At 50.7% G+C, this 26,548-nt stretch carries 20 protein-coding genes; 12 read left to right on the top strand and 8 right to left on the bottom strand.

The features are described from left to right. Positions 1–177 precede the first annotated feature (177 nt). Entirely contained in the window at positions 178–1,233 is a 1,056-nt protein-coding gene (locus D4L85_RS20030) for a YncE family protein (protein WP_160143870.1), read from the bottom strand. Positions 1,234–1,598: 365 nt separating this feature from the next. Next, complete coding sequence (locus D4L85_RS20025; protein ID WP_119755974.1) at positions 1,599–4,058, bottom strand: T9SS type B sorting domain-containing protein; 2,460 nt, start codon at positions 4,056–4,058, stop codon at positions 1,599–1,601. Positions 4,059–4,244: 186 nt separating this feature from the next. On the opposite strand from D4L85_RS20025, the gene D4L85_RS20020 reads away from it, so the two are divergent. After that, a complete protein-coding gene (locus tag D4L85_RS20020; protein ID WP_119755973.1) occupies positions 4,245–4,574 on the top strand; it encodes a PadR family transcriptional regulator in 330 nt (109 codons plus the stop codon). Next, positions 4,571–7,237 (top strand): ABC transporter permease, encoded by a 2,667-nt coding sequence (locus D4L85_RS20015; protein ID WP_119755972.1) that lies wholly within the window; start codon positions 4,571–4,573, stop codon positions 7,235–7,237. The genes D4L85_RS20020 and D4L85_RS20015 overlap by 4 nt, the downstream gene beginning before the upstream one ends. Positions 7,238–7,330: 93 nt before the next feature. On the opposite strand, the gene D4L85_RS20010 is transcribed toward D4L85_RS20015, so the two are convergent. From D4L85_RS20010 to D4L85_RS20000, 3 genes are all read right to left on the bottom strand, one after another. Then, positions 7,331–8,449, bottom strand: a complete 1,119-nt coding sequence (locus D4L85_RS20010; RefSeq protein WP_119755971.1) for an adenylate/guanylate cyclase domain-containing protein — start codon at positions 8,447–8,449, stop codon at positions 7,331–7,333. A gap of 39 nt (positions 8,450–8,488) precedes the next feature. After that, positions 8,489–10,750 carry a PAS domain S-box protein gene (locus tag D4L85_RS20005; RefSeq protein ID WP_119755970.1) on the bottom strand — a complete coding sequence of 754 codons (2,262 nt, stop codon included), beginning with the start codon at positions 10,748–10,750 and terminating at the stop codon, positions 8,489–8,491. A 135-nt stretch (positions 10,751–10,885) separates the two neighbouring features. Continuing rightward, positions 10,886–11,533, bottom strand: a complete 648-nt coding sequence (locus D4L85_RS20000) for a metal-dependent transcriptional regulator (protein ID WP_119755969.1) — start codon at positions 11,531–11,533, stop codon at positions 10,886–10,888. A 103-nt stretch (positions 11,534–11,636) separates the two neighbouring features. On the opposite strand from D4L85_RS20000, the gene D4L85_RS19995 reads away from it, so the two are divergent. From D4L85_RS19995 to D4L85_RS19985, 3 genes are read left to right on the top strand one after another with little or no spacing between them, the layout of a single operon-like run. Then, entirely contained in the window at positions 11,637–12,833 is a 1,197-nt protein-coding gene (locus tag D4L85_RS19995; RefSeq protein WP_119755968.1) for a di-heme oxidoredictase family protein, read from the top strand. A 10-nt stretch (positions 12,834–12,843) separates the two neighbouring features. Then, positions 12,844–13,290: a QcrA and Rieske domain-containing protein gene (locus D4L85_RS19990; protein ID WP_119755967.1), complete on the top strand. Its 447-nt coding sequence runs from the start codon at positions 12,844–12,846 to the stop codon at positions 13,288–13,290. Beyond that, on the top strand, positions 13,287–14,519 hold the full coding sequence (locus tag D4L85_RS19985; RefSeq protein ID WP_119755966.1) for a hypothetical protein: 1,233 nt from the start codon (positions 13,287–13,289) through the stop codon (positions 14,517–14,519). Before D4L85_RS19990 ends, D4L85_RS19985 begins: the two co-directional genes overlap by 4 nt. Before the next feature lie 75 nt (positions 14,520–14,594). On the opposite strand, the gene D4L85_RS19980 is transcribed toward D4L85_RS19985, so the two are convergent. Beyond that, a complete protein-coding gene (locus D4L85_RS19980) occupies positions 14,595–15,845 on the bottom strand; it encodes an alkaline phosphatase family protein (protein WP_119755965.1) in 1,251 nt (416 codons plus the stop codon). 135 nt (positions 15,846–15,980) lie between these two features. Between D4L85_RS19980 and D4L85_RS19975 the strand changes: the two genes are divergently transcribed. After that, the gene (locus D4L85_RS19975) at positions 15,981–16,217 is read left to right on the top strand and encodes a CBU_0592 family membrane protein (protein WP_119755964.1); all 237 of its coding nucleotides are present in this window, start codon (positions 15,981–15,983) and stop codon (positions 16,215–16,217) included. Between the two features lie 121 nt (positions 16,218–16,338). Here D4L85_RS19975 and D4L85_RS19970 read toward each other — a convergent pair whose 3' ends face one another. After that, positions 16,339–16,929: a TetR family transcriptional regulator gene (locus tag D4L85_RS19970; protein WP_119755963.1), complete on the bottom strand. Its 591-nt coding sequence runs from the start codon at positions 16,927–16,929 to the stop codon at positions 16,339–16,341. A gap of 152 nt (positions 16,930–17,081) precedes the next feature. Here D4L85_RS19970 and D4L85_RS19965 point away from each other — a divergent pair, with 152 nt between their 5' ends. From D4L85_RS19965 to D4L85_RS19950, 4 genes are all read left to right on the top strand, one after another. Next, on the top strand, positions 17,082–20,357 hold the full coding sequence (locus D4L85_RS19965; protein ID WP_228450543.1) for a SusC/RagA family TonB-linked outer membrane protein: 3,276 nt from the start codon (positions 17,082–17,084) through the stop codon (positions 20,355–20,357). Positions 20,358–20,378: 21 nt separating this feature from the next. Continuing rightward, positions 20,379–22,187, top strand: coding sequence for a RagB/SusD family nutrient uptake outer membrane protein (locus D4L85_RS19960; RefSeq protein ID WP_119755961.1), 1,809 nt, complete (start codon positions 20,379–20,381; stop codon positions 22,185–22,187). Positions 22,188–22,460: 273 nt separating this feature from the next. Continuing rightward, on the top strand, positions 22,461–22,760 hold the full coding sequence (locus D4L85_RS19955; RefSeq protein ID WP_119755960.1) for a GIY-YIG nuclease family protein: 300 nt from the start codon (positions 22,461–22,463) through the stop codon (positions 22,758–22,760). A 254-nt stretch (positions 22,761–23,014) separates the two neighbouring features. After that, positions 23,015–24,043: an LLM class flavin-dependent oxidoreductase gene (locus D4L85_RS19950; RefSeq protein ID WP_119755959.1), complete on the top strand. Its 1,029-nt coding sequence runs from the start codon at positions 23,015–23,017 to the stop codon at positions 24,041–24,043. 11 nt (positions 24,044–24,054) lie between these two features. Here D4L85_RS19950 and D4L85_RS19945 read toward each other — a convergent pair whose 3' ends face one another. After that, on the bottom strand, positions 24,055–24,861 hold the full coding sequence (locus D4L85_RS19945) for a tetratricopeptide repeat protein (RefSeq protein WP_160143869.1): 807 nt from the start codon (positions 24,859–24,861) through the stop codon (positions 24,055–24,057). 159 nt (positions 24,862–25,020) lie between these two features. On the opposite strand from D4L85_RS19945, the gene D4L85_RS19940 reads away from it, so the two are divergent. Together D4L85_RS19940 and D4L85_RS19935 are read left to right on the top strand one after the other, a co-directional pair. Then, entirely contained in the window at positions 25,021–25,590 is a 570-nt protein-coding gene (locus D4L85_RS19940; protein ID WP_119755957.1) for a Crp/Fnr family transcriptional regulator, read from the top strand. 86 nt (positions 25,591–25,676) lie between these two features. After that, positions 25,677–26,318, top strand: a complete 642-nt coding sequence (locus D4L85_RS19935) for a metal-dependent hydrolase (protein WP_119755956.1) — start codon at positions 25,677–25,679, stop codon at positions 26,316–26,318. The last annotated feature ends 230 nt before the right edge of the window (positions 26,319–26,548 follow it).

Here is a 26,548-nt window from a genome sequence, read left to right as displayed (position 1 = left end):
GCGCGGGGCGAGGACTTGGAACGGATAGCCCGGCCCCGAGGCCTCCGAGGGGGGCCGCCAGGTATACACTCAGGTTCAAAGGCGCATGAAATCTCCCCGTTCATGGCAAGCTATACTCGGGGACGGCTTCGTTTTTAATAAAAATCCTTACTTACCCACACCAACAAGGGCGGGCGGTTACTCCAAAACCACATCCAACGGTGTTACATAGATTTTATACTTTTTTATAAGGGTGCCGCTGGTGCTTAACGTGGTCACCGTTCCTATATTTTCGCTGCCGCCAACAATGAGTATGTTGCGGGATTTGTCGTAGCGTAGAAAAATGATGCCCGTTGGAAAGGAAGCTTCATTACTCTTGCTTAAGATCTCAACGTCTCCGGTTGCCAGATCTATTTTCTTTAAAGCATAAAATGTATCGTCTTCGTCCTTACTAAGAAAATACAATACGTTCGCGTCTCTGTCCAGGGCCGGTTGCAGACCACCCGGGCGATCGAAGACGTCTACTTTTGCCGAGGTCGTGGTGATGGAAAGATCATCCGGATTGATGGATTGAATTTGTCCATCGGGAATGAGGATCCGGTTGTTTTTGTCCACGATCATTCCCGCCCAACTCTTTGCCCGGAGCGGGATGGTGCCGATGAGCTCGAGCGTGGTGTTATTATAAACTCTTATTTTATCGGTAAGCTTAGCAAACAACCGATTCCCTACCACAACAACATCCGTGAGGTACTCAATCGGTGGCATATGAAGCGTGTCTTCGGCCAACATGGTTTCCGGATTTACAATGTTTACCATGTCCTTCAGTTCATAGGAATTGATGCCGGGTATGTAAAGTTTGTTGTTGTAAAGGGCTATGCGCGTTGGCGGGTCGTAGAACTCCAAAGGCGTAAAGGTGGTAGTTTTTTCCAGGCTGTCGTTCAATAGATTGATCCGGTTCAACCAATGATAGTTCCAAAAAAAGTTATCCTTCGCAAGGACCAAAAGCTTGTCGCCCACTTTGCTGATCGCGACGGGCAATCCTTTGATGTCCGTAAGCTTTGTCACGCTGCCAGAGCCAAGCTTCAGGGAAAGCAATTGCCCGCGATATTTTGATGAGGAATCATACTTGGGCGTTACCACTACCAAAAGACTATCCAAATCCAGCTGTGGCCCCAGATCGGAATTTTTACACGAAAAAAACAGAATAGCCAGCAGGGCTAGCATACAATAACGGTAGGCCTGGGTTGATTTCATGGCGGCTAAGTGAGGTTTTGGCTATAGCTTTAACGACGACTTTATGGTCATTCGTATTCCGCTAATAAAAATAAAGAGGGTGCTCTTCATCGACAAGATCTACTTCCCCTCACCTTCCCGATCAAAACACATTGCCTCCACTCATCAAGCCGAGACACATCAACAGCCGTCGCCATTATTGGTGTTCTCACCAACAAGAATTCGTTTCTTGCGGCATTCCGGAAACTAAACACATCGCTTCCACCTCATCATTTGACTCGTTACGATAAGGTGTGACGGCATAAATCTTGTTGGTGAAGAACACCAACAAGGGCGAGGGCGTGAGGGCGAGCGTCAATAAAATAAAATAATATTTAACACCATTGCTACTTCACAACATGGATCCACCCCTTCCGCCGTTCGGCTATTTTTCTGCCGTGGGCGCCGGGATGGGAATATTCTATCGAATAATAATAAATGCCCGAAGCATTTGGATCGGTTCCGGTGATGCCGTTCCAGGATGGTGTTGCCGATGTGTAGATGGTCTTTCCCCAGCGGTTGACGACATGCATTCGGAATTGATCGTAATCGCAGTCGGATGTAAAAATGAACGTGTCATTCTTCCCATCGCCGTTTGGCGTGATGATGTTGGCGATAAAGTCGTTGCACGTCTCGCAATTCTTTACGTCAACGGCGCGAGACGCGGAGGTGACGCAGTTTCCTTGTGTGAGTTTTAATGAATATGTTCCGGCCTTGTCCACTTGGATGCGCGAGGTGGTGGCCCCGTTTCGCCAGTCAAAGGTGCCCGGTGTCGTTTCGGGCAGGCCCATCGAAAACGAATCGCCGTCGCAGATCACGGTGTCGCTCCCGAGCGAGATGCTCTTCAGCAGGCCATCGCATTGTGCGCAATCGCGATAGTGCAGGTTGAATTTGCTTTCGGCCAGGCATTGGTTGCGGGTGATCACGAGCGAATATTCTCCCGGATCACCCGCGGTGAGTTGGCGCTGGGATGAGCCGTCGCTCCATTGATAGGTAGCACCAGGAATGTCGGACGTCGGTCCAAACGTGACGGGCGTGGCAAAGCAAAAGTCGATGTCCTCCTGCAACACCGGAAGGTCTTCAACCACTTCGACCTTTATCTTTTTTACGGAAGTCCCGTTTGCCGTGAGCGTAACTTCGTAGGTGCCGGCCCGGGAGTAAACGTGCACGGGATCGGAGAGCGTACTGGTGTTCCCAGGACCCGGATCGCCAAAGTCCCACGCCCACGTGGTGCCCTCTTCACAATCCAGCGACTCATTTTTAAAATTCACTGCATGTCCCACACACGCTACGGTGTAGCTGAATTTTGCTTCGAGAATGGACACACCGACATCTTTTTGAACTGTCGTTCCAAAACAAAAATAATCATAGGCTCTTAAGGTCACGGTATATTTCCCTGGAGTCGGATAGTCGTGCGTGATCGGATCCGTCCCTGGATTGACATAGTAGCCTTGGTTTTCAAAATCCCACCCATAGTTAGGCGTGGCGCTCCAGGCATTGTAATCTCCATGGGCATGATCAAATTGAATATAGTCGGCCTGGATGGCAAACTCCACGGTCAGATTTTCGCAAACACTTTTGGAAGTGAAATCAACATTCCTAAAAAAGCTTACGGGTAACGCGGGGCACGTCCCGGAGCGGACGAGCGGCTTTTCAAAATAAGATTCGATGTAGTTGGGAAGTCCGTAGCCCGTGGCGATGGGGCATGGATATTTGATGAAGTCGCGGATCATGCCGGCGTCTGCACCGATTCCGTTGGGATTTGTAAAGACGCCCAAGCCACCATCGCCGTTGTAGAGTTGAAAATATAATCTGCCGTCGATGCCCAATTGCAATGCCCCCACCTCGGTCCAGACCGACATGGTTTGTCTTTTGGACATGATCAAGTCCGGTGTGCCGAGGCTGAGGTCGTATTGTACAATGTTTTGCTCGGTGCACAACCACGCACAAGCGAGGTAGAGCACCTTGCTGTTGGGTGAAAAGGAGGCGCCGTACATGCCCCTCAGCGAGGAAGTGATGACAAAATCGGAAGTGACCTTGCCGGTGTTTTTGTCGAATTTGAAAAGCTCGGGATAAATGCCATCGCTATTGTAGTACCCAATTTCAAAACTGTTGGCCACCAGGCGCTGGCCATTGGGTGAGAACTTGAGATAACCCCGGCCACCCGTATGCACCTGGCCGGTGGCCGAGACAATGGGCGTAGGGTTGAGCCCCGCGCTGGTGATGGAATAGGTATAGAATTCATTGTTCCGGATCCCGTGCGACACCAACCACACATCTTTGCCATTCGGCTGAAAGACGGCCGCTATTTTTTCGGCCACCGGGGCGCGAAGCGTTTGTTTTTTCAGGATCACATCCCCCAGCCCATTGTTTAACGACATGTCTACGATGGAATAGTTAAGCCCGTCGGCAAAGTAGTCCTCGGCGCAGTCGGTCGAGAAAATATAATATTGATTTGAGTTGCCGGGATGGGGAACAATGAGGGCGCTTTGTGTAGACGAGGGGTTATCGCCAAACCCGAGGCATTGGGCGCCAAGGTCGCTGCCGTTGGGCATGATCCGAAAATCCTTATTCCAGACCTGGTCTCCGTTGGTTATAAAAAGAAGCTTGCCGTCCGGGGTGGACATGGTTGATCCGCCCTCCAGCCCAAAAAACGGTGAGATGTCCAGGCGTGTATTGGCGCAGGTAAAATCCAGGCCGGCATAAGTTCCAAAGGCCCAATGGGCGGCCTCGTATTGCGCATGAAGCGCCGTGCTGGACACAACAAACAACAGGCATAAGCCCGCGTATTTAAAAAATGCAGACATCCGAATAAAGCCTCTTCATATTATTAATAGGGTATGTAAAGCTAGCACATTGCCCGCAAAACCTCCGTCCGGAAACGGGCGAAAAAGAATCCTATTCGTACAGTTTGCCTGGATAAATCTGGTCTTTTGATCCCGTTTGGCCCTTGGCGGTATATTTGCTCTACAAACGTTGAAATAATACCGGCTATGTCATCTCGCATTTATCTCGGGGAGTTGGAAGAATTGATTTTGTTGATGGTCGCCCTCCTGAACAAGGAAGCCTATGGCGTGACGGTGGCGGAAGAATTGAAAGCACAGGCCAACCGCGAACTCAGCATCAGCGCCATACACGCCGTTCTGCATCGACTGGAAGAAAAGGGATTTGTGAAATCAAAAATGGGCGGCGCATCCACCGAACGTGGAGGAAGAAGAAAACGGCTTTTTAGCATTACTGCCCACGGCCGCAACGCGCTGGAAGAATTGCGCGATACCCGTAACCTGATCTGGAATCTTATCGCCAAAACTACCACCTTATGAATCACAGTCTCAAACCACCAGCCTGGGTTGACAAGGTCATCGATTCCTTGTCGCCAACCGATCTCTCCGAAGAGATCCGTGGCGATCTCTACGAGATGTTCGTGAAAGATATCCTCAACAAAAATATTCAATATGCCCGGAGAAGGTATGTGCTGAACGGTGTGGGCTTTCTTTTCAAAAGTTTCTTCTGGAAAAAATCTCCGTATCAACCCAAACCCACCCCTATGCTCAGCACACATTTCAAAATGGCTCGCCGCAGTCTCGCAGCGCAGAAAGGTAACACCGTCATCAATGTTCTTGGGCTCGTCGCCGGCATCGCGGCCACGCTGGTGATCCTGGCGGTGGTGCGTTTTGAATTGAGCTTCGACACGTTCCACGCCGGCGCCGACCGCATCTACCGGATGGTGCGTGTGAGCGGCGATGACATGTCCGAGTTCCGAACGGGTATCTCCTATCCGGTTCCCGTCGCCATAAAAGAGGAGATCCCCGGCCTGAACAACATGAACACGACGGCCATGGAATATTTCGGAGGCGCCAATGTGGATGTGATCGACAAATCGGGCACCACCCTTCGAAGGTTCCGGGAAGAAAGCGGCGCCACACTGGTGGACCCCTCGTTCTTTAAAGTTTTCGACTTCGGCAAGGGTGGCCTCACCTGGCTGAGTGGCAATCCCGACAAGTCATTGGTCGAACCCCTTAGCATAGTGCTCACGAGGTCGTATGCCAAAAAATATTTCGGCGACGAAAATCCTATCGGTCAAACCTTGCGTCTTCAGAAACGGTACGATGCCCAGGTGACCGGCGTGGTGGAAGACTTCCCCAACAACACCGAGTTCCCCTTCTCGATCCTCCTGTCCTACAGCAGCCTGACAAAGCTGAACCCAGGCGCCCCCAACGAATGGACCGGTGTGAACGATGGCCACAGTGTCTACATCCGCCTGCCCGAAGGTATGACACAAGCCGACATGGAAAAACAGATCGCCCGGGTTCATGCCGCGCACGCATCGAAAGAATTGTCAAGTTCACGGCACTATCTGCTGCAACCGTTAAGCAATGTGCACTTCGACGCGCGCTTCGGCACGTTCAGTGGCCGGACGATCAGCCGCGAGACCATCCTGGCCCTGGAGTTGATAGCCTTGTTCCTCTTGCTGACGGGCTGTATCAACTATATCAATTTGGCCACCGCGCAATCGGTGCTCCGGTCGAAAGAGATCGGGTTGCGCAAAGTGATGGGCAGCAATCGCAAGAACCTCGTCATCCAGTTTCTGATCGAAACGTTTATGGTCGTGCTTGGCGCCGGGGTGATCGCACTCGGGTTGTCGGAAGCCTTGATCATCGCGCTACAGCCCATCCTAAACCTGAGGCTTACACACTATAATTTTACAGACCCGGCGGTCATTCTCCTGCTCGCGGCCATTGTCGCTGTCCTCACCCTGGTGTCAGGATTTTACCCCGCATGGACCATTTCACGCTTCCATCCGATCGATGCGCTGCGAAACACATTTGCCACGGAGCGGCTGGGGGGCATCAGCCTGCGCAAAGTGTTGGTGGTGTTTCAATTTACGATCACGCAAGTACTGGTAGTGGGCACCTTCATCGTGGTGAGCCAGATGCAATTCTTTCAAAATGTGGATATGGGATTCAATCGCGACGCCATCATCAGCGTGCGGGTGCCCGACCGCAGTGCGGCGGGCATAAAAGTGCTGGCCGACAAACTCCGGGCCCTGTCGTCAGTGGCGAGAGTGAGTTTTAGTTATACGCTGCCCTCGGGAGTAAACCGCAGCCACAGCTACCAGGACATCGGAAAACCGGAGGCGAAAGAGATGAAAGATTATGTGGTGTTCGAATATGGCTCCATCGATAGCGCTTACCTCGGCTTGTTTCAACTCAAATTATTGGCGGGTCGAAACCTGAACGCCGCCGACTCGTCGCGGAACATCCTTATCAATCAGCAACTCGCCAACTCCCTCCACCTGGGCACACCGGAAGAAGCCCTCGGCCAGCAACTGAAGTGGAATGGCCAGATCATGACCGTTGTCGGTGTGGTGAACAATTATTTTATGAACTCCCTGAAGGAAGGATACGACAACATCGCCATGCGCACCGAACCGGGTTCATACTCCACCGTGAGCATCAAGCTTCAAACTACGGAAGGAAAAAGCCTGATTCAGGCGGTGAAGGACATCGAAAAAATATGGAAAGAGAATTTCCCGGACCACTTGTTCTCCTATCAATTCTTCGACGAAAACATCCGGGCCTTCTATGCACAGGAAACTAAATACGCGCAGCTCTTTCAATTGTTTGCCTTGCTGTTCCTGCTCATCGGTTGTTTGGGGCTCTATGGCTTGATCACGTTCGTTGTGAACCGCAAGGGTAAAGAGGTGGCCATCCGCAAAGTGCTGGGCGCGAACGTGCGCCAGATCCTGGTGATGTTCTCGCGGGAGTATGTGCAGATGGTGGCGCTCTCCTTTGTACTGGCGGTACCCGTTGCTTATTATGTGGTCGACAGTTGGCTGAGCAACTTTGCCTATCACATCCCGCTGTCGTGGTGGAGATTTGTTTTGCCAGGAGTCCTGGTGTTGGTGATCGCATTAGTGATTGTGAGCACAAAATCGGCCCGCACGGCAAATGCCAATCCCGTGGACAAATTGAAATATGAGTGATCTTGAAGCACGAGACATGCTGCCTCGGAAAAGAGCTCCTGCTGAATGCTTCCGATATGAGAAGATCATCCCGGTCAATCCGGGATGATCTCTTTATATCCTTTCATAATCCAGGCTTGCTATTCCTATCGACGAAGTTTTACCTCTTAATTGGATCATCCCCAAGGCTTCTGTTTTAAGGTGATGATTTACGTCAATTTTCTCCAGCAGGTATTCTGAAATGAGAAATTTCTTGTTGTATTCGTTACAAACACTTTGGATCCTTGCCGTGGTGTTCAAGGTGTCGCCATGGTAAGCGATATCTCTTTTGATGTCACCAATTTCAACGACAGTCACCTTTCCCATGTGCAGGCCCGCTTTGAAGTGCGGGAGAAAACCATAGTTCGTTGTATAGTATTCCGCTCTGTCTAAAAAATGTTTTTCGCTGGCAAAGAAAAATCGTATACAGCAAAAGTCCCTTAGTCCATCGGGCACTCGCCAGGTCACCACAATTTCATCGCCTACATATTGGTAAACTTCTGCGCGATAGGGCAACAGCTCCCGGTTAATGTCCATAAAACTATCCCGGATGAATTCGCTGTATTTTATGTGACCCAATTTTTCTGCAATGGACGTGGAGGATTTCAAATCCATGAACATAAAGATCCGCTCCTCTTCTTTCGGAATACTATATTTTCCCAGCAGCAAGGGGACCAATACTCCTGGACCATATTTCTTATTCACCTGGTTGATGAAGTTGATCAGGAGGGTCATAAAGAAATAATAGATCGCCAGGATATAAAAGATATATTCCCATGACTTAGGACTCAGGCCGGAAGCCAGTTGCGGGGAGCGCACCCAATCAAATAACACAAATCGAAGGAGCGCAAAAAAGAGAAGTAAAACGCTGACGGATATGACGGTCTTTAAAAGGAGGAGCCGTCCCAGCGATTGCTTCCTGGCCATTTTCCTGTCAAAATAATAGTCGGCCGATCCAAGGCACACACCATTCAAAATCCCTATCGTGACACAAACCATGAGCACCGGGGTCAGCCGACCTAATCCGGTCAAATGAAAGGTTTCGCCAACCGAACGGGTTTGCAGGTGCATGATCGTCCCCAGGAGAACGTTGGCGATGATCCAGAAATTTATTTGAATGCTCAGAAAAGTGAGGAAGGGGAATTGGGCGAAAATTCGCTGCGCTGTGGCGGTATAGTCTATTTTTTTTGGCATCCCTTGCAATTTTATGGATGGACGTTTGCCATTCTTTCTTTAATCCGCTGGCATCGGGGGAAGGGAAAAAAAGAACGTAGCCCCCTCCCCGTCTTTTCCTTCGGCCCAAATGCGGCCACCATGTTTGTCGACGATTCTTTTTGTCAAGGCCAGCCCCACGCCGGTTCCTTCAAACTCGGTGGACTTGTGCAGGCGCTGGAAAACGCCAAACAGTTTGTGACCATAATCCATATTAAAGCCCGAGCCGTTGTCTTTGATGTAATAAACCACCTCATGTCCCTCGGAAAAAGAACCGATGCGGATGACGGGGTTTTCTTTTTTTGAAGAATATTTAATGGCATTGGAAATCAGGTTTTGCCACACCTGGTTCAGCATCGACAGGTCGCCAAAAGAAGGCTCCAGCGTTTCCACGATGATCTCGGCGTTGGTTTGGGTTGACGCAACGAGGTCGTGGATATTCTTTTCGACCAGCGCGGCGGTTTGGATCTGTGCTTTGGCCAGTTCCTGTTTGCCGAGCTTGGAGAACGCCAGGAGGTCATCGATCAAACGCCCCATTTTGGAGGCGTTGTCCTGGATCCGGTTGAGCTGTTTCTTTCCTTCGTCGTTCAGAACAGGATCAAAATCTTCCTTCAATATTTCCGAATAGCCGATGATGGCCCGGAGCGGCGCGCGCAAGTCGTGGGAAACAGAATAGGTGAACGCTTCCAACTCCCGGTTCGCGATCTCCAGTTTCTGTTGGGCGTGTTTGAGTTCGGTTATGTCGTAGATGATGTTGATGGCAAACTTCTCTCCGCCGTGCTGAATGGTTTCGATGGATGACAAGATCTCCACCAATTCGCCCGTTCTTCGTTTTATGGTCATCTCCATATGCTTGAAAGAACCGTCGCGGATCAAAGCCTTCAAAACCTCCTCCCGCTGTTTTATATCCACGATCAACCCCAGCTCGGTGGAGCTGTGATGAAGCACCTCTTCCCGGGAGCAACCGACCATTTGCAAAAAAGCATCGTTGGCTTCCACGTACCGCGAATCCGAAAGCCGGGTGATGGTGATGCCGGCAGAGCTCGCCTTGAACGCCTTTTCGAATTTATCTTCACTCTCTTTTAATTCCATCACCTTCCGCTCCAACGCGGCCGTCCGCTCCTTCACTTTTTCCTCCAGGGCGGTGTTCATGCTTTGGATGGCTTCTTCCTCCCGCTGGCGTTCGGTGACGTCGCGCACCATCCCCAACATGCGACCGTTGGTGAGCATCCGTGCACTGATCTCGACGGGAACGACAGAACCGTCTTTCCGGATCAGGTTCCGCCGGCTCAAGATCTTTTGGCCATTCAGCAATTCGGCAAACTTTGGAGGGTTGCGTCTCGCTTCTTCCGGTTGAAGCACATCTTGCGTGGTCATTTCCAGGAACTCTTCCTTGGTATACCCCAGCAGCGCACAGGCACTGGGGTTGACATCGATGTATTTTCCTTTGGCGTCGGAAATAAAAATACCATCCGTTGCCTGCTCGATGACCGAGCGATATTCAAGCTCCGTTTCGATCATTTTTTTCGACCGTTCCGTGACCAGTTCCTCCAAATCGGCATTGATGCGTTTTAATTTGTCCTCCGCGATTTTTCTTTCCGTGATGTCGATCATGACGGCCATCAAACAGGGTTCGTCGTTCAGGTTCACCAACAGCAGCGACAGCGACGTCCATTTCACATTTCCCTTCCGCGTACGGAGACTGCCTTCCGTATTCATCACCTTCTTATTTTCTTTCAACTGACGGATGATCTCGTTTCGTTGTTCCGGGTTGTCCATCAGGTTCAAACTTTCAGAGGTCTTGCCAACCACCTCGGCCTTGCCGGAAAACTCGAGCAGTCGCAATAACGACTCGTTCACATTGATGATCTTGGCGTCGTGCAAACGTGAAATCGCCAGGGCGGCGGGATTGTATTCGAACAGGGTAACGAAAAGATCGTGAGGATCGGTTGCGGGTTGAACGATGCCGGGGATGTACTCTACCTTCAGAATGATGAAGGGATTCCCTGCGCCCTCGAGTACGGGTGTGCATTCGATCCTGACCGTTTTGTCGGCGTCGGCAAAAAGCAACGGGGGGCCCGGTTGTTTATGGATCAGAACACTGTCTAACGCGGCCTGCAGCACGGGCTGCGGGGCGTTGAACACCGTAAATATTTCTTTGCCGATGATGTTTCCCTGAGCCTGCGAGACATGCTCCACGAAAGACTTATTGGCCGACACGATCTTGAAATTCGCGTCAACGACAACGAAGAATCCGGGCAACCACTGGAAGAAATCGGACATATATACTATTTCATTTAGACGGATGACTACAGCTAACCGGCCATAGGGACCGCCAGGTGATGAGCATGATTAAAGATAATCCTTTTTTAAGGAAAGTTAACCGCAACTACGCGGATGGATCCGGAGCCCGCCATGTCATTCGACAAACAGCCGCTCCGTTACCTGCTGGCTTAGGATGATCTCGTGGCCGGCTTTCAGGATCGCGAGGGACCCGTCGAAGGGTTCGCGCTTTTGGATGGTGATGGTGTCGCCGATGTGGATGCGTTTGATATTGAGGAGATCCAGGAAAGGTTTTTCATCGACCGACACGGCGATGATCTTTACGGTTTTTCCTTCCGCGACTTCGCTCAGGGCGATGTGTTTTTTTGCAGGGAGTTTTCCATCCGTATCCGGGATGGGCTCGCCGTGGGGATCGGCTTTGGGGAAGTTCAACAATTCATCCATCCGGTCATAAAAGCGCGGTGAGTCCACGTGCTCCAGTTGCTCGGCGATGTCGTGCACTTCTTCCCATCCCAATCCCATCACTTTCACGAGGAACAACTCGGCCAGGCGGTGTTTTCGAATGATCGACAGCGCTTCTTTTTTTCCCTTTTCGGTGAGCTTCACGCCTTTATAGGGAGCATAAACGATCATCTTTTTGACGGCCAGCTTTTTTACCATGCTGTTGACCGTGGGAAGTTTTACTTCCAGTTTCCGGGCGAGGTCAGTAAACGAAACTTCGCCGGTTTCGCCGGATAAGGAGTAGATCGATTTGATATAGTTTTCTTCCGTTAATGACCCCATAGCCTCGATTTATGTCAAAAATCGCAATTTCTGGGTAAGAATATTAAATTTATTTTATTAGATTCATCTAACATTTTAATTCTAACATTCGTACTTTTGTTCGATGAATACCCGAATATTTTCCCGGCCGAGCCTTTTTGCATTTTTGATACTGGGCGCGGCCTGCTCCGAATTCGAGCCCGGCGCACGCGAAAGCGATTCCCTTTTGGACGGTCCCGTGGAAGGACTGTCTGCGGCTGAGAATCAGCATTTTCTGAACGGCGATGCAGCCTTCAACAACGACATTTTCACTTCCGAAAATGGTTTAGGGCCCTTGTTTGTCGCCACGTCATGCGGCAGTTGTCATGCGGGCGATGGCAAAGGTCATCCCTTCACCACCCTCACCCGGTTTGGCCAAAGCGACGAAAGAGGCAATCTCTTTTTAAATATGGGCGGTCCCCAATTGCAGCACCGGGCCCTCCCGGGGTATGCCCCTGAAAACATTCCTGCTGGTGCTCCCTTCTCAAAATTTACACCGCCCGCCAACACAGGCCTGGGCTTCATCGATGCGGTGGCCGACGAAGAGATCCTCAGCTGGGCCGACCCTGACGACCAGGATGGTGATGGCATCAGCGGCGTGGCCAACTGGATCGCATTAAAAGGATATGTTACGCCCCGTGAAGGCAGTGTCGAAAAGGACGAAAAGTATATCGGCCGCTTTGGCAAAAAGGGCGCCACCTACGATCTCCTTCAACAAACTGTGACGGCTTATAATCAAGACATCGGCATCACCACAACCTACGAACCTTACGACACTTATTCGGGACTGGAGATCGACCCCGAAATTCCCAACCAAAGAGTCAACGACGTGGTGTTCTATCTGAAGACCCTAAAAGCGCCCATTGCCCGCGGACAAAAGGACGAACTCGTTTCGGGCGCGCAGATCTTCAACACCACGGGCTGCGCCAAATGCCACCGGCCCGAAATGAAAACGGGAAATTCTTCCATCAACGCATTGGCCCATAAAGTATTTGCACCCTATAGCGACTTGTTGCTACACGATATGGGTCCGGAGTTAGACGATGGCTATACGGAAGGATCAGCAAAAACCTACGAATGGCGAACGCCCCCGCTGTGGGGCTTGGGGCTTTCAAAAAATTCGCAAGGCGGAAAATATTTCCTCCTACACGATGGACGCGCAGGAAGTATTCAAGATGCCATCCGATTGCATGGCGGAGAGGCCACGCAAGCGAGAGAGCGGTATGTGAATCTTTCTGACGATGACAAAACCAAATTGATTCAATTCCTCGAAAACCTGTAGGGGCAATAGTATGAACAGAAGAAAATTTATCCGGCAAACCTGCCTGGGTTGTCTCGGCGGCAGCCTCGCTCCCCTGGTCTTAACAAACTGCCAGAGTACACACTACGCCACGGGCACCGTCGAAGCCAATGGGATCGTTGTGCCACTTTCTGAATTCAGCTATCTCAAAAAAGAGCAGACCGTTATACGCCCCTATATCCTGGTGCAAAACGATACGCTGGAGTTTCCCATCTACGTGTACCGCTTTTCGGAAAATGAATACAGCGCCTTGTGGATGAAGTGCACGCACCAGGGTTCCGAACTGCAAGCCTCGGGCGATCATTTGCATTGCCCCAGTCACGGCAGTGAATTCAACAACAAGGGCACGGTGAGCCAGGGGCCTGCGGAGAAAAATTTAAGATCATTCCCGGTCACGGTGGGTGATGGCAAGATCAAAATAGACCTACGACAATCATGAAAAGACCTTTACTCTTCGGTATACTTGTTTTGTTGCTGTTAACCTTTCGCGCGAGCGGCCAGATCGATTCCACGCTGCTGCGACGTGCTCCAAAGGACACTACGAAATTGCTCCTCAACATGGACGCGGTCTACAACCGGCCGTTCCTCTCGGTGGGCAAATTGCCGGTTGCCGTGGGCGGATACGTGGAAGCAAACTGGCAACACCTCGGGACCGATGGCGTTTCGGAAGGACACCAATTTCAGATGCGCCGGTTGACATTGTTTATTGCCTCCAGCATCTACCGACGAATAAAATTCTTGTCTGAAATTGAATTCGAAGACGGCACAAAGGAAATCAACATTGAATTTGCTTCCGTCGATTTTGAATTCCATCCCTTGCTCAATCTTCGCGGTGGGGTGATCATGAACCCCATCGGGGCGTTCAACCAAAACCATGACGGCCCCAAATGGGAATTTATTGACCGACCTATTTCTGCCACACAAATGCTGCCGGCCACGTGGAGCAACGTGGGGTTTGGTCTTTACGGGAAGTTGTACAAGAAGGACTGGGTCTATGCCTATGAAGTGTATCTCACCAACGGCTTTGACGACAAGATCATCAGCAACGCGGAAAATAAAACGTTCCTTCCTGCCACAAAACTGAACGCCGACCGGTTTGAAGAAAGCTTTAACGGTGAGCCGCTGATCACCGCCAAGGTCGCGCTGCGCAACAAGCGAATCGGCGAACTCGGTCTTTCCTATATGGGCGGAGTCTATAATAAATTCCAGGAAGACGGCCTGATCATCGACAAGAAAAGAAGAGTGGACACCTGGGCCGTCGATTTCACCTCCACGGTGCCGGTGACAAACACCTACATCCGAGCCGAGTGGGCCTTTGTTCATGTTGACGTTCCCGATTCCTATAGCCAGCAATATGGCAAACGTCAGGTGGGTGGATATATGGACGTGGTTCAACCGATCCGAAAAGGAAGTTTGCTCGGGTTTGAAAGATCGGTTGTCAACGCCGCTCTCCGGATCGAGTATGTGGATTGGAACAAAGGCACGTTCATGGAAACCGGTGGCAACATCCGGGAAGATTTCTTTTCCATCGTGCCGGGGATCAGTTGGAGGCCCACATCACAAACGGTGATCCGTCTGAACTATCGCTACAATTGGCAAGTCGACATCCTGGGCAACCCCGCTTCAAAAACCGCCGGCTTCCAATTTGGATTTTCCTCGTATTTCTAACCGGCTGTTACCCGCGCGCGTTTGCTTCCTCAAATCATGTGAAGCCAACACACGCGGGATCCTCCGGTTTTGACGTCAGCTTTTGCGTTTCTTGAGATCCTTTTTCACAACCCAGGTATTGGTCATGTTAAAAGGGGCCTTGATCAATATTTTGTAGACATCGGCTGATGCCGGCGCAGGAAGGTTGAACGTGTATTTACCTGCCTTGACCGGCGCTTTCCCCAGAGTAGTGTAGGTATCGATCCCTCCTTTTGCAAAATTATTCGTTGTCGCGAGCTGAATTTCCACTTCACCGGTTGGATTGAGTACGCTCCAGCTCAGTTCGACCTTGTCGCCGGTGCGAATGGCTTTCAGATTGCTGACCGACACATCGCCGATAAAAGACACACCGTCGATCTCCTTTTTAATATCCTCCGGAATAGAGAGATTCATAAACGTAAGAATGGAAGGCGCGATGTCGACCGCGCCAGGTGTCTGGTGGAAGCGGGCATTTAGCGGTTTGCCATTTGTGACGATCCAGGTGGTGCGTTCGCGATCGCTTTGGCCACCATGATCTTTGCCGGTTTTTGCGCCGCGGCCGTGGTCGGTGGTGATGACGATCATCCACTCTTCGCCAAATTTTCGTTCGCGTTCTTTTATGGCGTTCCATACTTTACCGACGCGCGCGTCGGCTTTTTTCACGGCATCATAAAACGAGGGACTGTCGCCGTACATGTGGCCCATGTCGTCGGTGAACTCCAGGTACACCCACGAGAGGTCCGGCCCGTTTTCGAGAATGTATTTTCCGGCTTCGGTCGATATGGCTTCGTCGATATCGGACATGTGCTTCGCGTCTTTGGTGTGGGGGAAACGCACGGTATCCAATTCCAATCCATCGTAGGAATAATCCAGTTTCACGCCGCCGGCTGCCGGCAAGTTTTCACCAACCAGTTTGGTGCGGTTGTCGGTCCACGAAGAGAACACGGCGGTCTTTACATTCGGGTTGGATGCTTTGGCGATGCGGAAAATATTCCAGTAGTGATAGTTCGGCGCTTCAATGTCGTTGTCCCAAACATTGTGTTTGTTCGTCCAAACGCCGGTGAGCACGTGGTTGTAGCCCACGGCCGAAATGGTGGGCGATTGGCTGTAGCCATCTTTTTCGCCGCCAAGGTATGCGTGTGTGTACCCCGTTTTGGAGGAAATTTCATCGAGCACGGGCGTTTCAACTTTTTCGATCACGTCCGCCGGTATGCCGTCAAGAATAATAAAAACCGCCTTGCGTTGCGCGTGTCCTAAAACGACCAGGTGAAAACACAGAATAGATAACAGAAATTTAACTTTTATCATAAAAGGGATATGCGTAATTTTTGTAAATCGTAATATATTGAATAACTGTTCAAAATTGAAAATTAGTTAGGACACCCAAAAGCATCCGCAATTATTGAATGATTATTTTTTTAAACGGCTCTTCTACATAGCGTAATGATAGAAATTATCGGGTGGGCCGGCGTAGTGGCCTATGTTGTTGCTTATGGTTTATTGAGTTTGGGCAAAATGAAGCCCGACCGGATAAATTATCACGCGTTGAATGCTTTTGGAGGCATTTGCCTGGTCGTCCTTTCCTATCATAAATCCGATACGCCCAACCTGTTTGTCAATGTCATTTGGGTGGTGATCGCGAGTCTTTCTATCCTTCGTATTTTGAAAATCAAGCGATAAACAGAAAGTGTATAATTAATAAAGAGCGCTGACGTGCTCTATAATATATTAAGCCGCCCAGCTTTCGCTAAAGCTTCAGCGAGCGAAGAAAGGTGGTTCAACTTGATTTCATATACTGCCGCTACAATCCCAACTGCAGAAGCGCATGTTTTTTCAGCATGTTGAGTTTGCGGGTATAGTCTGTTTTGGAATCTATCATGCCCAGGTAGTAATAGGCTCCTTCCATGAGCGCAAAAATTATCTCTACCGTTTCTTTTTCGTTGCGGATGCTGATCACACCGTTTTTATTGGCCTTTTGCAGGGCGTCCGTCAGCAGCTTGCGGAGGGAATCGTGCAGGGCTTTGAAGGCCGATCGTATTTTCTTGTCCCTGTAGACCAGCGCATAACAACTGTAAAACACGCTGTCGTCAAAAAGCTTGTTCCATTTTCTTGAAAATAGGTTGTCGATGAGCTGTTTCAGTTCGCGGGCATTGGTATAGTCCTGCCCGTTTGTTTTGTAAATGTCGCTGTATTGCTCCAAAATGAAGTCAATGAGTCCGGAAAACAACGCTTCCCTGGTTTTAAAATAGTGTACGATCAGGCTGGGATTGATGTCCATATGGTCGGCCACCTTGGCAATCGAGGCATTTTCGAGTCCTATTTTTTTCGCAACGGTATAAAATGCCAGGATAATTTCTTTCTGGCGGGTGTCTTTGAGGCTTATTCTTCCCATGTATTAAACTTTTGTCAAAGTAAATTAAATGAATTTGTTCCAATATGAAGAATCTGTTAAATTTAATTGAATGGTCATTCAATCTATTTTGAAACGATACATTTGAATACCCATTTGGATCTAACCTATCAAACTCAACCAAAACCCAAATTATGGATCATTTCTACAATCAGATGCTAACCGCGACAAGAGTGATGACCGTGTGCATGGTGCTCATGGTCATTGCGTCGTTCCCGGTTATGGCACAAAGCGCACGCGTTCAGGGCACGATCACCGACGCCGCTGACGGTACCCCTATCGTAGGGGCCAATATTTTGATCAAGTCAACCACCCAGGGCACGATTACCGATGTGGATGGGAAGTTTTCGCTGGAAGCCGGAGCCAACGACGTGCTGGTGGTCTCCTTCATTGGTTACCTGACGGAAGAAATACCTGTCGGCGGCCAAACGATGATCAATGTTCCGCTCAAAGTGAACACGACCTCCCTGGCGGAAGTGGTGGTCGTCGGCTTTGGAGAGCAGAAGAAAGCGAATCTTTCCGGCGCCGTCGATGCGATCGAAGGGAAAGTGCTGGAGGCTCGACCCATTACGAATGTCGGTCAGGGCCTACAAGGAGCGGTGGCCGGCCTCAACGTCGATTTTCTGAGTGGCGAGCCAGGCGGTACACCCAACATTAATATCCGGGGCATCACCTCCCTGAGTGCTAACGGACAGCCCCTGGTCCTGGTGGACAATGTGCCTATGGATCCCAAAGATCTCAACTTTATTGCCCCGGCAGACATTAAGAGCATTTCCGTCTTGAAGGATGCTTCGTCGGCGGCGATCTACGGCGCCCGGGCAGCGTATGGTGTGATCCTGATCACGACCAAAACCGGCACACAAGATGGTATCCAGGTGAACTACACGAACAATTTTTCATGGAGCAAACCCACCATCCTTCCCAATAAAATAACCGATCCCTACATCTATATGCGGTTGCAGGAAACGTCAACGGACAACACGCCTTGGGATTATGTCAATTATACGGCAGAGCAATACCAATGGGCAAAAGAACGCTCTGACGATCCAAACTCCAGCGCGCCCGTGCGGCTCAATCCAAACGACAACACCCAATGGCAATACATGGGGAATCGCGACTGGACAAAATACTACCTCGACAATCCCACCGTGTCGCAACGTCAAAACCTGTCGTTATCCGGCAAGGCGGGCAACACGTCTTATTATCTTTCCGGGTCATACGATTCTCAAAACGGAGCCCTCAAACTGGCCAAAGACAAATTTGATCGTTACTCGTTCCGGGGAAAAATAAATTTCAAACCCTATAAGTGGCTTTCAATCGGCAACAACACCTCGGTGGCCTTCACCGACCGGGTGAAGCCTTTCTATATGGACCTCCAAAACCTTTACAATCTTACCCCCACCAGCTGGGACAAAAACCCCGATGGGACCTGGGCGAACAACGATGTTGGATACCTCGGCGCGCAGCTCACCAACGGCGGCCAGACCAACAATAAAATAAATATGCTTCAAAGCACGTTCAGCGGGGAGCTTTCATTCTTTAACCGAATGCTGCGCATCAACTCTGATTTCACCGTGCGCCGCGACAACACCGACTCCACAAGCTATCAACGGAAATATGACATCGGATACGGTCCCGGCGACATCCGTACGCAAGGCAGCAACACCGCCTACCGGTCCGCTGCCTTCTATAGCTATTATGTATCGAACACATATGCTACGTTCGAAAAGACCTTGAGCCGTCATTACTTCAATGCCATTGTTGGATACAACCAGGAATTCAGTAATCTCGGAACGACGACGATGGCCCGGACCGGGGTGATCTCCACTGCACTCCCCACACCACAGCTGGCTACCGGCATACCTACCGTTGGCGAGCGAATCAAGAGTTGGTCTATCCGGGGAGCTTTCTACCGCCTGAATTATATCTACAACGATCGTTACATCGTGGAATTGGACGGACGCTATGATGGCTCGTCCAAGTTCCCAAAGGACAAACGCTTTGGATTTTTCCCGTCGGCTTCTGCTGCCTGGAGGCTGGATAAAGAAAGTTTCTGGGAACCGTTGTCAGGTGTAGTGAACGCCTTCAAGGTGCGTGGATCCTACGGCGCGCTGGGAAATCAATCCGGTGTGGGAGAATATGGATATCGCGAATTGATGTACGCCGGCACCGCCAGCTACCTTTTCGACGGCGCCCGCCCGACGATGATCTCGGCACCTGCACCAGTATCGTCCAACTATACCTGGGAGAAAGTCTATACCCGAAATCTTGGTATCGACCTGGGCTTCCTCCAGCAACGCATCAGCGCGACGTTTGATATCTACCGACGCGACACCAAAGACATGCTCATGCCTGGAAAAACCCTTCCCGGTGTTTTTGGAGCAAACCCGCCGCTCGAAAATGCAGCAGACCTGAAAACGCAGGGCTGGGAAATGTCCCTGGCCTATGACGACGAGTTTTCGGTAGCGGCAAAGCCGTTCCACTTCAACGCCAGATTCATCTTGTCGGACAACCGCTCGTACGTTACCCGGTTTGACAACCCCAACAAGAACCTCACGCAATTCTATGAGGGACAACGACTGGGCGAGATCTGGGGATTGAAGAGTGATGGCCTGTTTAAAACCCAGGAAGAGATCAACAACCTCGACCAAACTTCCATCATCCCCTGGGGCGCGCTGAACATCGTGCCGGGATGGCCAAAATATCAGGATCTGGATGGCGATCATACGATCCAAAAGGGGACGACCGTCAATGATCCCAAGGATCTCTCCGTCATTGGCAACATGCTGCCACGCTACCGCTATGGCATCAACCTGGGTGGAGAATGGAATGGCTTCGACTTCCGTATTTTCTTCCAGGGTGTTGGCAAAATGGACTACTATCCTTTGCAATATCTCTACTGGGGATTCTATCAGCAGCCCTATGCCGGCGGCTATGAGCACCTGCTGGATTTCTACCGCGGAGCGGACGACAGCCCGACCCAAATGGCCCAGCATTCACAATCGTATATCAACGCGGGACTTGCCGAGGCAAACCCCGATGCCAAATATCCTGTACTGCAAGCCTGGCTTGCCGACCGCAACTTAGGCGAGCGCGTCGACCAGTCACAAGGGTTGGCAATACCCCAGACCCGCTACATGCTGAGTGCAGCCTACCTTCGCTTGAAGAACCTCACTATTGGCTACTCCATCCCGCGTGCCGTGTTGGAACGCGTGCACATAAACCGTTTGCGCATCTATGTGAGTGGTGAAAACCTCACGGAGTGGTCGGCCCTGAAAAAGTATTTTGATCCGGAAGCCATTACGGATAACGTCAACAAAACCAACCCCTCACTGTCGACCAGTTCGGGTTGGGGCTATGCCTATCCGTTCCAAAGAAGATATTCATTTGGACTTGAATTGAGTTTCTAAGAACCCAAAAGATCTAAAGACATGAAAAAATATATCGTATTACTCGCCGTTACCCTGCTGCTGGGCGTCCAGTCCTGCAACGATGATTTCCTGGAACGCGCACCCGAAACCGAGATCTCGAAGGAGAACTTCTTCAATACCGCCGAGGACCTGGAGATCTATATCAACAGCCTCTATGACTTCGAAGGATTTGATATCTACATCGACGACCGGTCGACCGACAACGCTGCCACTACCGGCATGACGGAGATCAAGAATATGATGCTCGGCTCACCAACGCCCGCCACCGTTCTCGACGGCTGGAGTCCGGTTAGCGATTGGGCGCAGCTGAGAAAAGTCAATTACTTCCTGGATAACTTCGGAAAGGCTCAAGTTGACGACGCCACAAAGAATCACTATGAAGGATTGGGTCGGTTCTTTCGGGCAAAATTCTACATGGAGAAAGTGAAACGTTACTCCGATGTGCCCTGGTACGACCGGACATTGACCAGCAACGATCCCGACCTGTACAAAGGACGCGACCCAAGAGCCACGGTGGTGGACCACATCTTTGAAGACTATGCCTTTGCCTGGGAGCATGTTGAAGACGATCCGCGCGTAGGCCCTGTTGACAAATGGGTTGTCGGCGCCTACTACGCCCGGCATGCACTCTATGAAGGTACCTTCCGGAAATATCACGACGAACTTTCATTGCAAGGCACAGCGGACAAGTATCTGCAGATCGCCCGTGACGTTTCGAAAGCGATCATGGACGGCGGTGGATTTTCGTTGTACTCCAACGGTAACCCTATGGAAGATTACGGAAAACTTTTTGTCAGCACGGATCTGTCGGGTAACCCGGAAGTAATCTTCAGCCGGCTCTATCAAAACGATCTGCTCAACAGCGGTTGGTGGGGGTATATGTTTGGCAACTATGAATCCAACCCGGGCAAGGACTTGCTGCAAGCCTACCTGATGACCGACGGAACTCCATACACCAACCAGGCCAATTATGAAACCAAACAATTCGTAGAGGAGTTTCAGGATCGCGACCCGCGCCTCTATCAAACCTATGCCTATCCAGGCTGGGAACTTATCAACTCCTCCACGTATGCCCAAGGCGCCGGCATCTATGTCCAGCAACTCACCAAAAACTTTTCGGGCTATCACCAATTGAAAGGCTTTGTGAATGACACTGATGTAACGGTTCAAAACAGCACCGACATTCCCGTTCTCCGCTTTGCCGAAGTGTTGCTCACCTATGCCGAAGCCAGTGCAGAACTTGGCGTGCTCACCCAAGGGGATCTTGATGTTTCCATCAACAGCCTCCGCGACCGCGTCGCCATGCCCCACCTCACCATGGCCCCCACGCCTGACCCCGTATTGCATGCCCAATACCCGAACGTGAGCGGCGCCATGGCCGATGTGTTGCTCGAGATCCGGAGAGAACGAAGAGTGGAACTCGCCCTGGAAGGTTTCCGCTTCGATGACCTCATGCGCTGGCACGCCGGCAAGCTCATCGAAAAAGAACTGGAAGGCTTGTATTTCCCCGGCCTCGGCAAATACGACCTGACCGGCGACGGCATTGAAGACATCATCCTCATCGCCGAGTCCGAATCCATCCCCGAAGAAGGCGACAAAGAGGAAAACTCCCTCGGAGTAAAACTGATCTACTACCGCGTCGGCCCCGAAGGCAGCGATGCCTCCTTCTACCTTTCCAACGGCACCAGCGGCACCTGCGTGACCGACCCGGATCGTGGCGAATTTGCAGAGCCCAAGTATTACTACCGCCCCGTACCCCAACCGGAAGTTGTTTTGAATCCTAATTTGAAACAGATCTTTGGTTGGTGAGTGAGTTGTCGGTCATAATAAAAAGAAAAGGCACCCCTGAGGTGCTTTTTCTTTTTATCACCGACAATGTCGCAGGCACAATCTTCATAAAACCGTACGCCCGCAATTCAAGACATCCCGAATTCCGACAGCAATGAAACCGGATATGCTGCGCACGAAATGAAACGAACACCGGCAAACCCCGTCATGTCGCTGGCACGCCTTTTTTAAAACCTACGCCCGAAGTACTTCTTTCATTTCGCAGTTTCAAAAAAGAACCACTACTTTAACACCATGGCCAAGGGCTGTTGTGTTTATATCCTAGTAAATAACCGCCACACCGTCTTCTACGTCGGCGCCACGTCAAACCTATACGCCAGGATCACCCAACACAGAGAAAAAGTCAACTCGCGTAGCTTCACTGCGAGATACAATATCAATAAGCTTGTTTATTATGAAACCTTCGATTCCCGCAAAGAAGCCATCGCCCGGGAAAAACAACTCAAGACTTATTCAAGAATAAAAAAGATCGAACTGATCGTCGGGTTCAACCCCGAATGGAATGATTTGTACAACACGGTCAAGTATTGGTAACATGCTGCACACGGGTTGATGTAAGCATCCGTCAACACCGATAGTGTACCCCCCGATTCGAAATGCAGCCAAATCCCGTGCGCTATCCACGGGGTTCCTTGAACACGTGCGAGGCCAGAGGAAGCTTGTGCCTGCGGAATGATGTGCGTTGTCGGAGGGTTTGTGGAGCTTAACGCATTTTTTAAATCCTTCTCGTCCATGGAACATTTCCCAAGAAAAAAATGTAGATAACCAAACCTATTGGGACATTAGCCATGGAAATTGGAATTGACAGTTTTGCCGCCATACAAAAAGATAAAGTTGACAGCACGGGCATTTATGCAATAGAGGCCATGGGCCACCTGCTCGAGAAGATAGAACAGGCCGACCAGGTGGGGTTGGATGTGTTTGGGGTGGGTGAACATCATCGCCGCGAGTTTCTGGACTCGGCGCCCACGGTGATCCTGGCAGCTGCCGCGGCCCGCACCAAGAATATCCGGCTGACGAGTGCCGTCACGGTATTGAGCGCGGCCGACCCGGTGAGGGTGTTTCAAAATTTCGCGACGTTGGATCTGGTTTCAAAAGGCCGCGCCGAAATGGTGGTGGGGCGGGGTTCGTTTACGGAGTCGTTCCCGCTGTTTGGGTTGAACATCCAGGACTACGACAAGCTCTTCGCCGAGAAGCTTGACTTGCTGCTGACCATCCGCGACAACGAACGCGTGAATTGGTCGGGCAAATTCCGTGCGCCGCTCACCGGCCAGGCTGTGTACCCGCGGCCTGTACAAAATCCCATACCGATATGGCTAGGCGTTGGCGGCACGCCCGCATCGTTTGTTCGCGCCGGAGCCCTTGGACTTCCCTTGATGGTGGCGGTGATTGGAGGGGAAACACATCGGTTCCGCCCGCTGATCGATATGTACAGAGAAGCAGGCGCCAAGGCCGGCCATTCTCCCGACCGGTTGAAAGTGGGATTGCATTCCCTCGGCTACGTGGCCGACACCACAAAAGAAGCGTTGGATGATTTCTATCCCGGATATGCGCGCACCTTTACCGAGATCGGCAGGGAGCGCGGTTGGCCGCCGGTAACGAGACCTCACTTCGACGCGCAGGCCAGCCCGCGAGGTGCTTTGATCGTGGGCAACCCGGAAGAAGTAGCGGAGAAGATCATCCGCCACAGCGAAGCCCTGGGTGGCATCTCCCGGCTGACGTTCCAAATGGACAACGCGCATCTTCCGCAGGAGAAACTGCTCAAGTCCATCGAATTGATCGGCACGCGAGTAGCCCCGATCGTAAGGAGCAAATGATCGAACCCGGTCTACTTGCCGGGGCAAATTCTTTTCAGGATGCGATCGGGCACTTTAGCACCGAGGTCCCTGGCTTTTGTGTAGCTGCTGCAGGCGTTCGCAACGTCTTTCCGTTCGTCGTAAAAACTCCCCACTAAAAAATACACGAGGCTATCATCCGGGTGGCTTGCCAAGACCTTGTCGTAGTCGGCCAGGGCAAGTTCGAAGAGCGCAAGGAACTGACTGCAGTAACCCCTCACCAACAAGGCTTCCCGGTAATTGGGATTCAGCGCGATCGCCTTTTCAAACTCGGGAATAGATTCCGTGCATTGGTCCTTGAAGTTGCGGACTTTCGCGCGCGTGAGAAAAGTCAGGACAAGACCTTTTTGATAGAAGCCTTTTGCACTGTCGGGGTATTGTTTGATGTACTGCTCGATTTCTGTGAGGGCATTGTAGCGCCCCCCTTGCATCATCCACAATTCGGAGAGATAGAAATGGGCCTCATGTTTTTTGGGATCGTTTCGCAATGCGCGCTCTACATCCGCCGTGGCATCCAGCCACATGCTCAATTGTTTCTTCAACAGGCCGCGCTCGAGGAAGAGCGTGGCGTTGGTCCGGTCGCGCGAAATGGAAACATTCAGATCTTCGATGGCTTTCTCCATCCTGACCCGGTCATCTTTGGAGATCTTCGTGGCAAGGAGTTCAAGCGATAACTCTCGCCGTCCCGAAGCAGCGTCTATGGAGGAAACGATAAGATCCAGATCGATGGGAGGATAGGCTTGCTGGCTGAACGCCTTTCCGGCAATCACTAAAAAGAGCAGTAACGTAATTTTTTTCATACCATTCATGATAGATAACGTAGCGTCAATAATAGATAAAAACTTTGAATTCTTTAATACATTATCTTTAATGCATGTTTTGCAGATGCATGATGCGAAAGGTTTGAATGGACAATGACATTTCAAACGGATGCGTCCTGATTTTTAACAACTCTGCCTATGAGCGACAAACTATTCACTGGCCTGGGATTACCGCACGACGAACTGATCGCCTTTAAAGAATCCTTGTCGGCACGCCAGCTCAGAAAAGGAGAATACTTTATCACCGAAGGGCAACTTAGTGTTCACCTGGCGCTCATTGAAAGCGGCTATCTGCGAACCTTTCACCTGGATCACCAAGGCAACGAAATAACCACGGAGTTTAACGGCCCCGGCACATTCTGCAGTTCATACCACAGCTTCTATTCGCAACGTCCGGCCTATGAATCCATTGAAGCGGTGACGGATTGCCAGCTGTTCCTGATCCGTTTTGATGCGCTGCAAAAGCTCTATGCGCAGAGCCTTTCTCTAAATGTGATGGGACGGAAAGCACTCGAGAAAGCCTGTATGGACAGAGACTACTTCCTGAAAAAAATTATCCATCTTCCCGCCAAAGACAAGTATGAATGGTTTCTGAAAGTTTACCCGGAAGTATACAGAGCTGCCCGGCTCGGCGATATTGCCTCTTTCTTAGGCATAAAACAGGAGACGCTTAGCCGCATCAGGCGGAAATTATCCTTAAACCAATAGCGCAAACCGAACGTCTTCGCTTTTTGACCTAGGTCAAAAAATACCAGGTATTACCCGCGTTGATTTGTACATAAAATTCAGAACTTATGTATGCAATCAATCACGCGGCGACCAGCTTGCTGCTCAAAAAAGATCGGCCAAACGTCCCCATTCTACCCCTGCTGATCTCCACCCAAGTCGTTGAACTATTTTGGGTCGCGTTTAACTACCTGGGCATCGAACATTTTTCTGTGCGGGACGGGAAACTTCATCTCGATTTTCTTCCCTACTCACACTCCATCTTCTCCAGCCTCTTGTTGTCGCTGATCTCCTACGGCATAGTTCGCTGGATCGTCAAGAACAAGCCCTTGGCCTTGCCTTTTGCGTTGGGCGTGCTGTCGCATGTGGCGCTGGATATTCTTTTTCACGAGAAGGACATCAGGCTTTCGCCGTTCAGCGAGACGCCGGTTTGGGGGCTGGGCATCATTTCATTCCCGTTCCTGAACTTTGTCCTGGAATTTCTTTACGGAATATTTTGCTGGTGGTATTTCAAAGGCAACAAGCGGCTTTTAGCGGCGATTATACTATTTAACATATTCGACCTGCCTGTGATGCTCGCGTCGGGGAAGGCGTTGGATGTATTTATCCTCTACCCTGCCATTCTACCCACATTTATACTTCTACAAATCCTGATCACCTGGTACCTGGTGGCGAGGTTCAGCAAAAGCGCAGACGAGAATCGCCATTGAATTTTCTGTCGCGAATTTCAGGACAGCGTACGGAATTCAAGGGCATTTCGCTAATTTCGCGGAGGCAGTTTTGTCGAATACGAACGATGGGATAAAAGAGGTTAGCGAATTCTCAAACTGCCGCACCCCTATTCATTTGACTGCCTTTGTTCATTATGTTCATCGTGAAGGAAAATCCGGAGTTTAAGGATCTGCATGACCCTATTGGTGAATCCATGCCGATGGTTGCG

Source organism: Chryseolinea soli, from assembly GCF_003589925.1.
Taxonomy (GTDB): domain Bacteria; phylum Bacteroidota; class Bacteroidia; order Cytophagales; family Cyclobacteriaceae; genus Chryseolinea; species Chryseolinea soli.
Note: the sequence above shows the minus strand (reverse complement) of the source record. Positions and strands in the feature narration are given on the sequence as shown.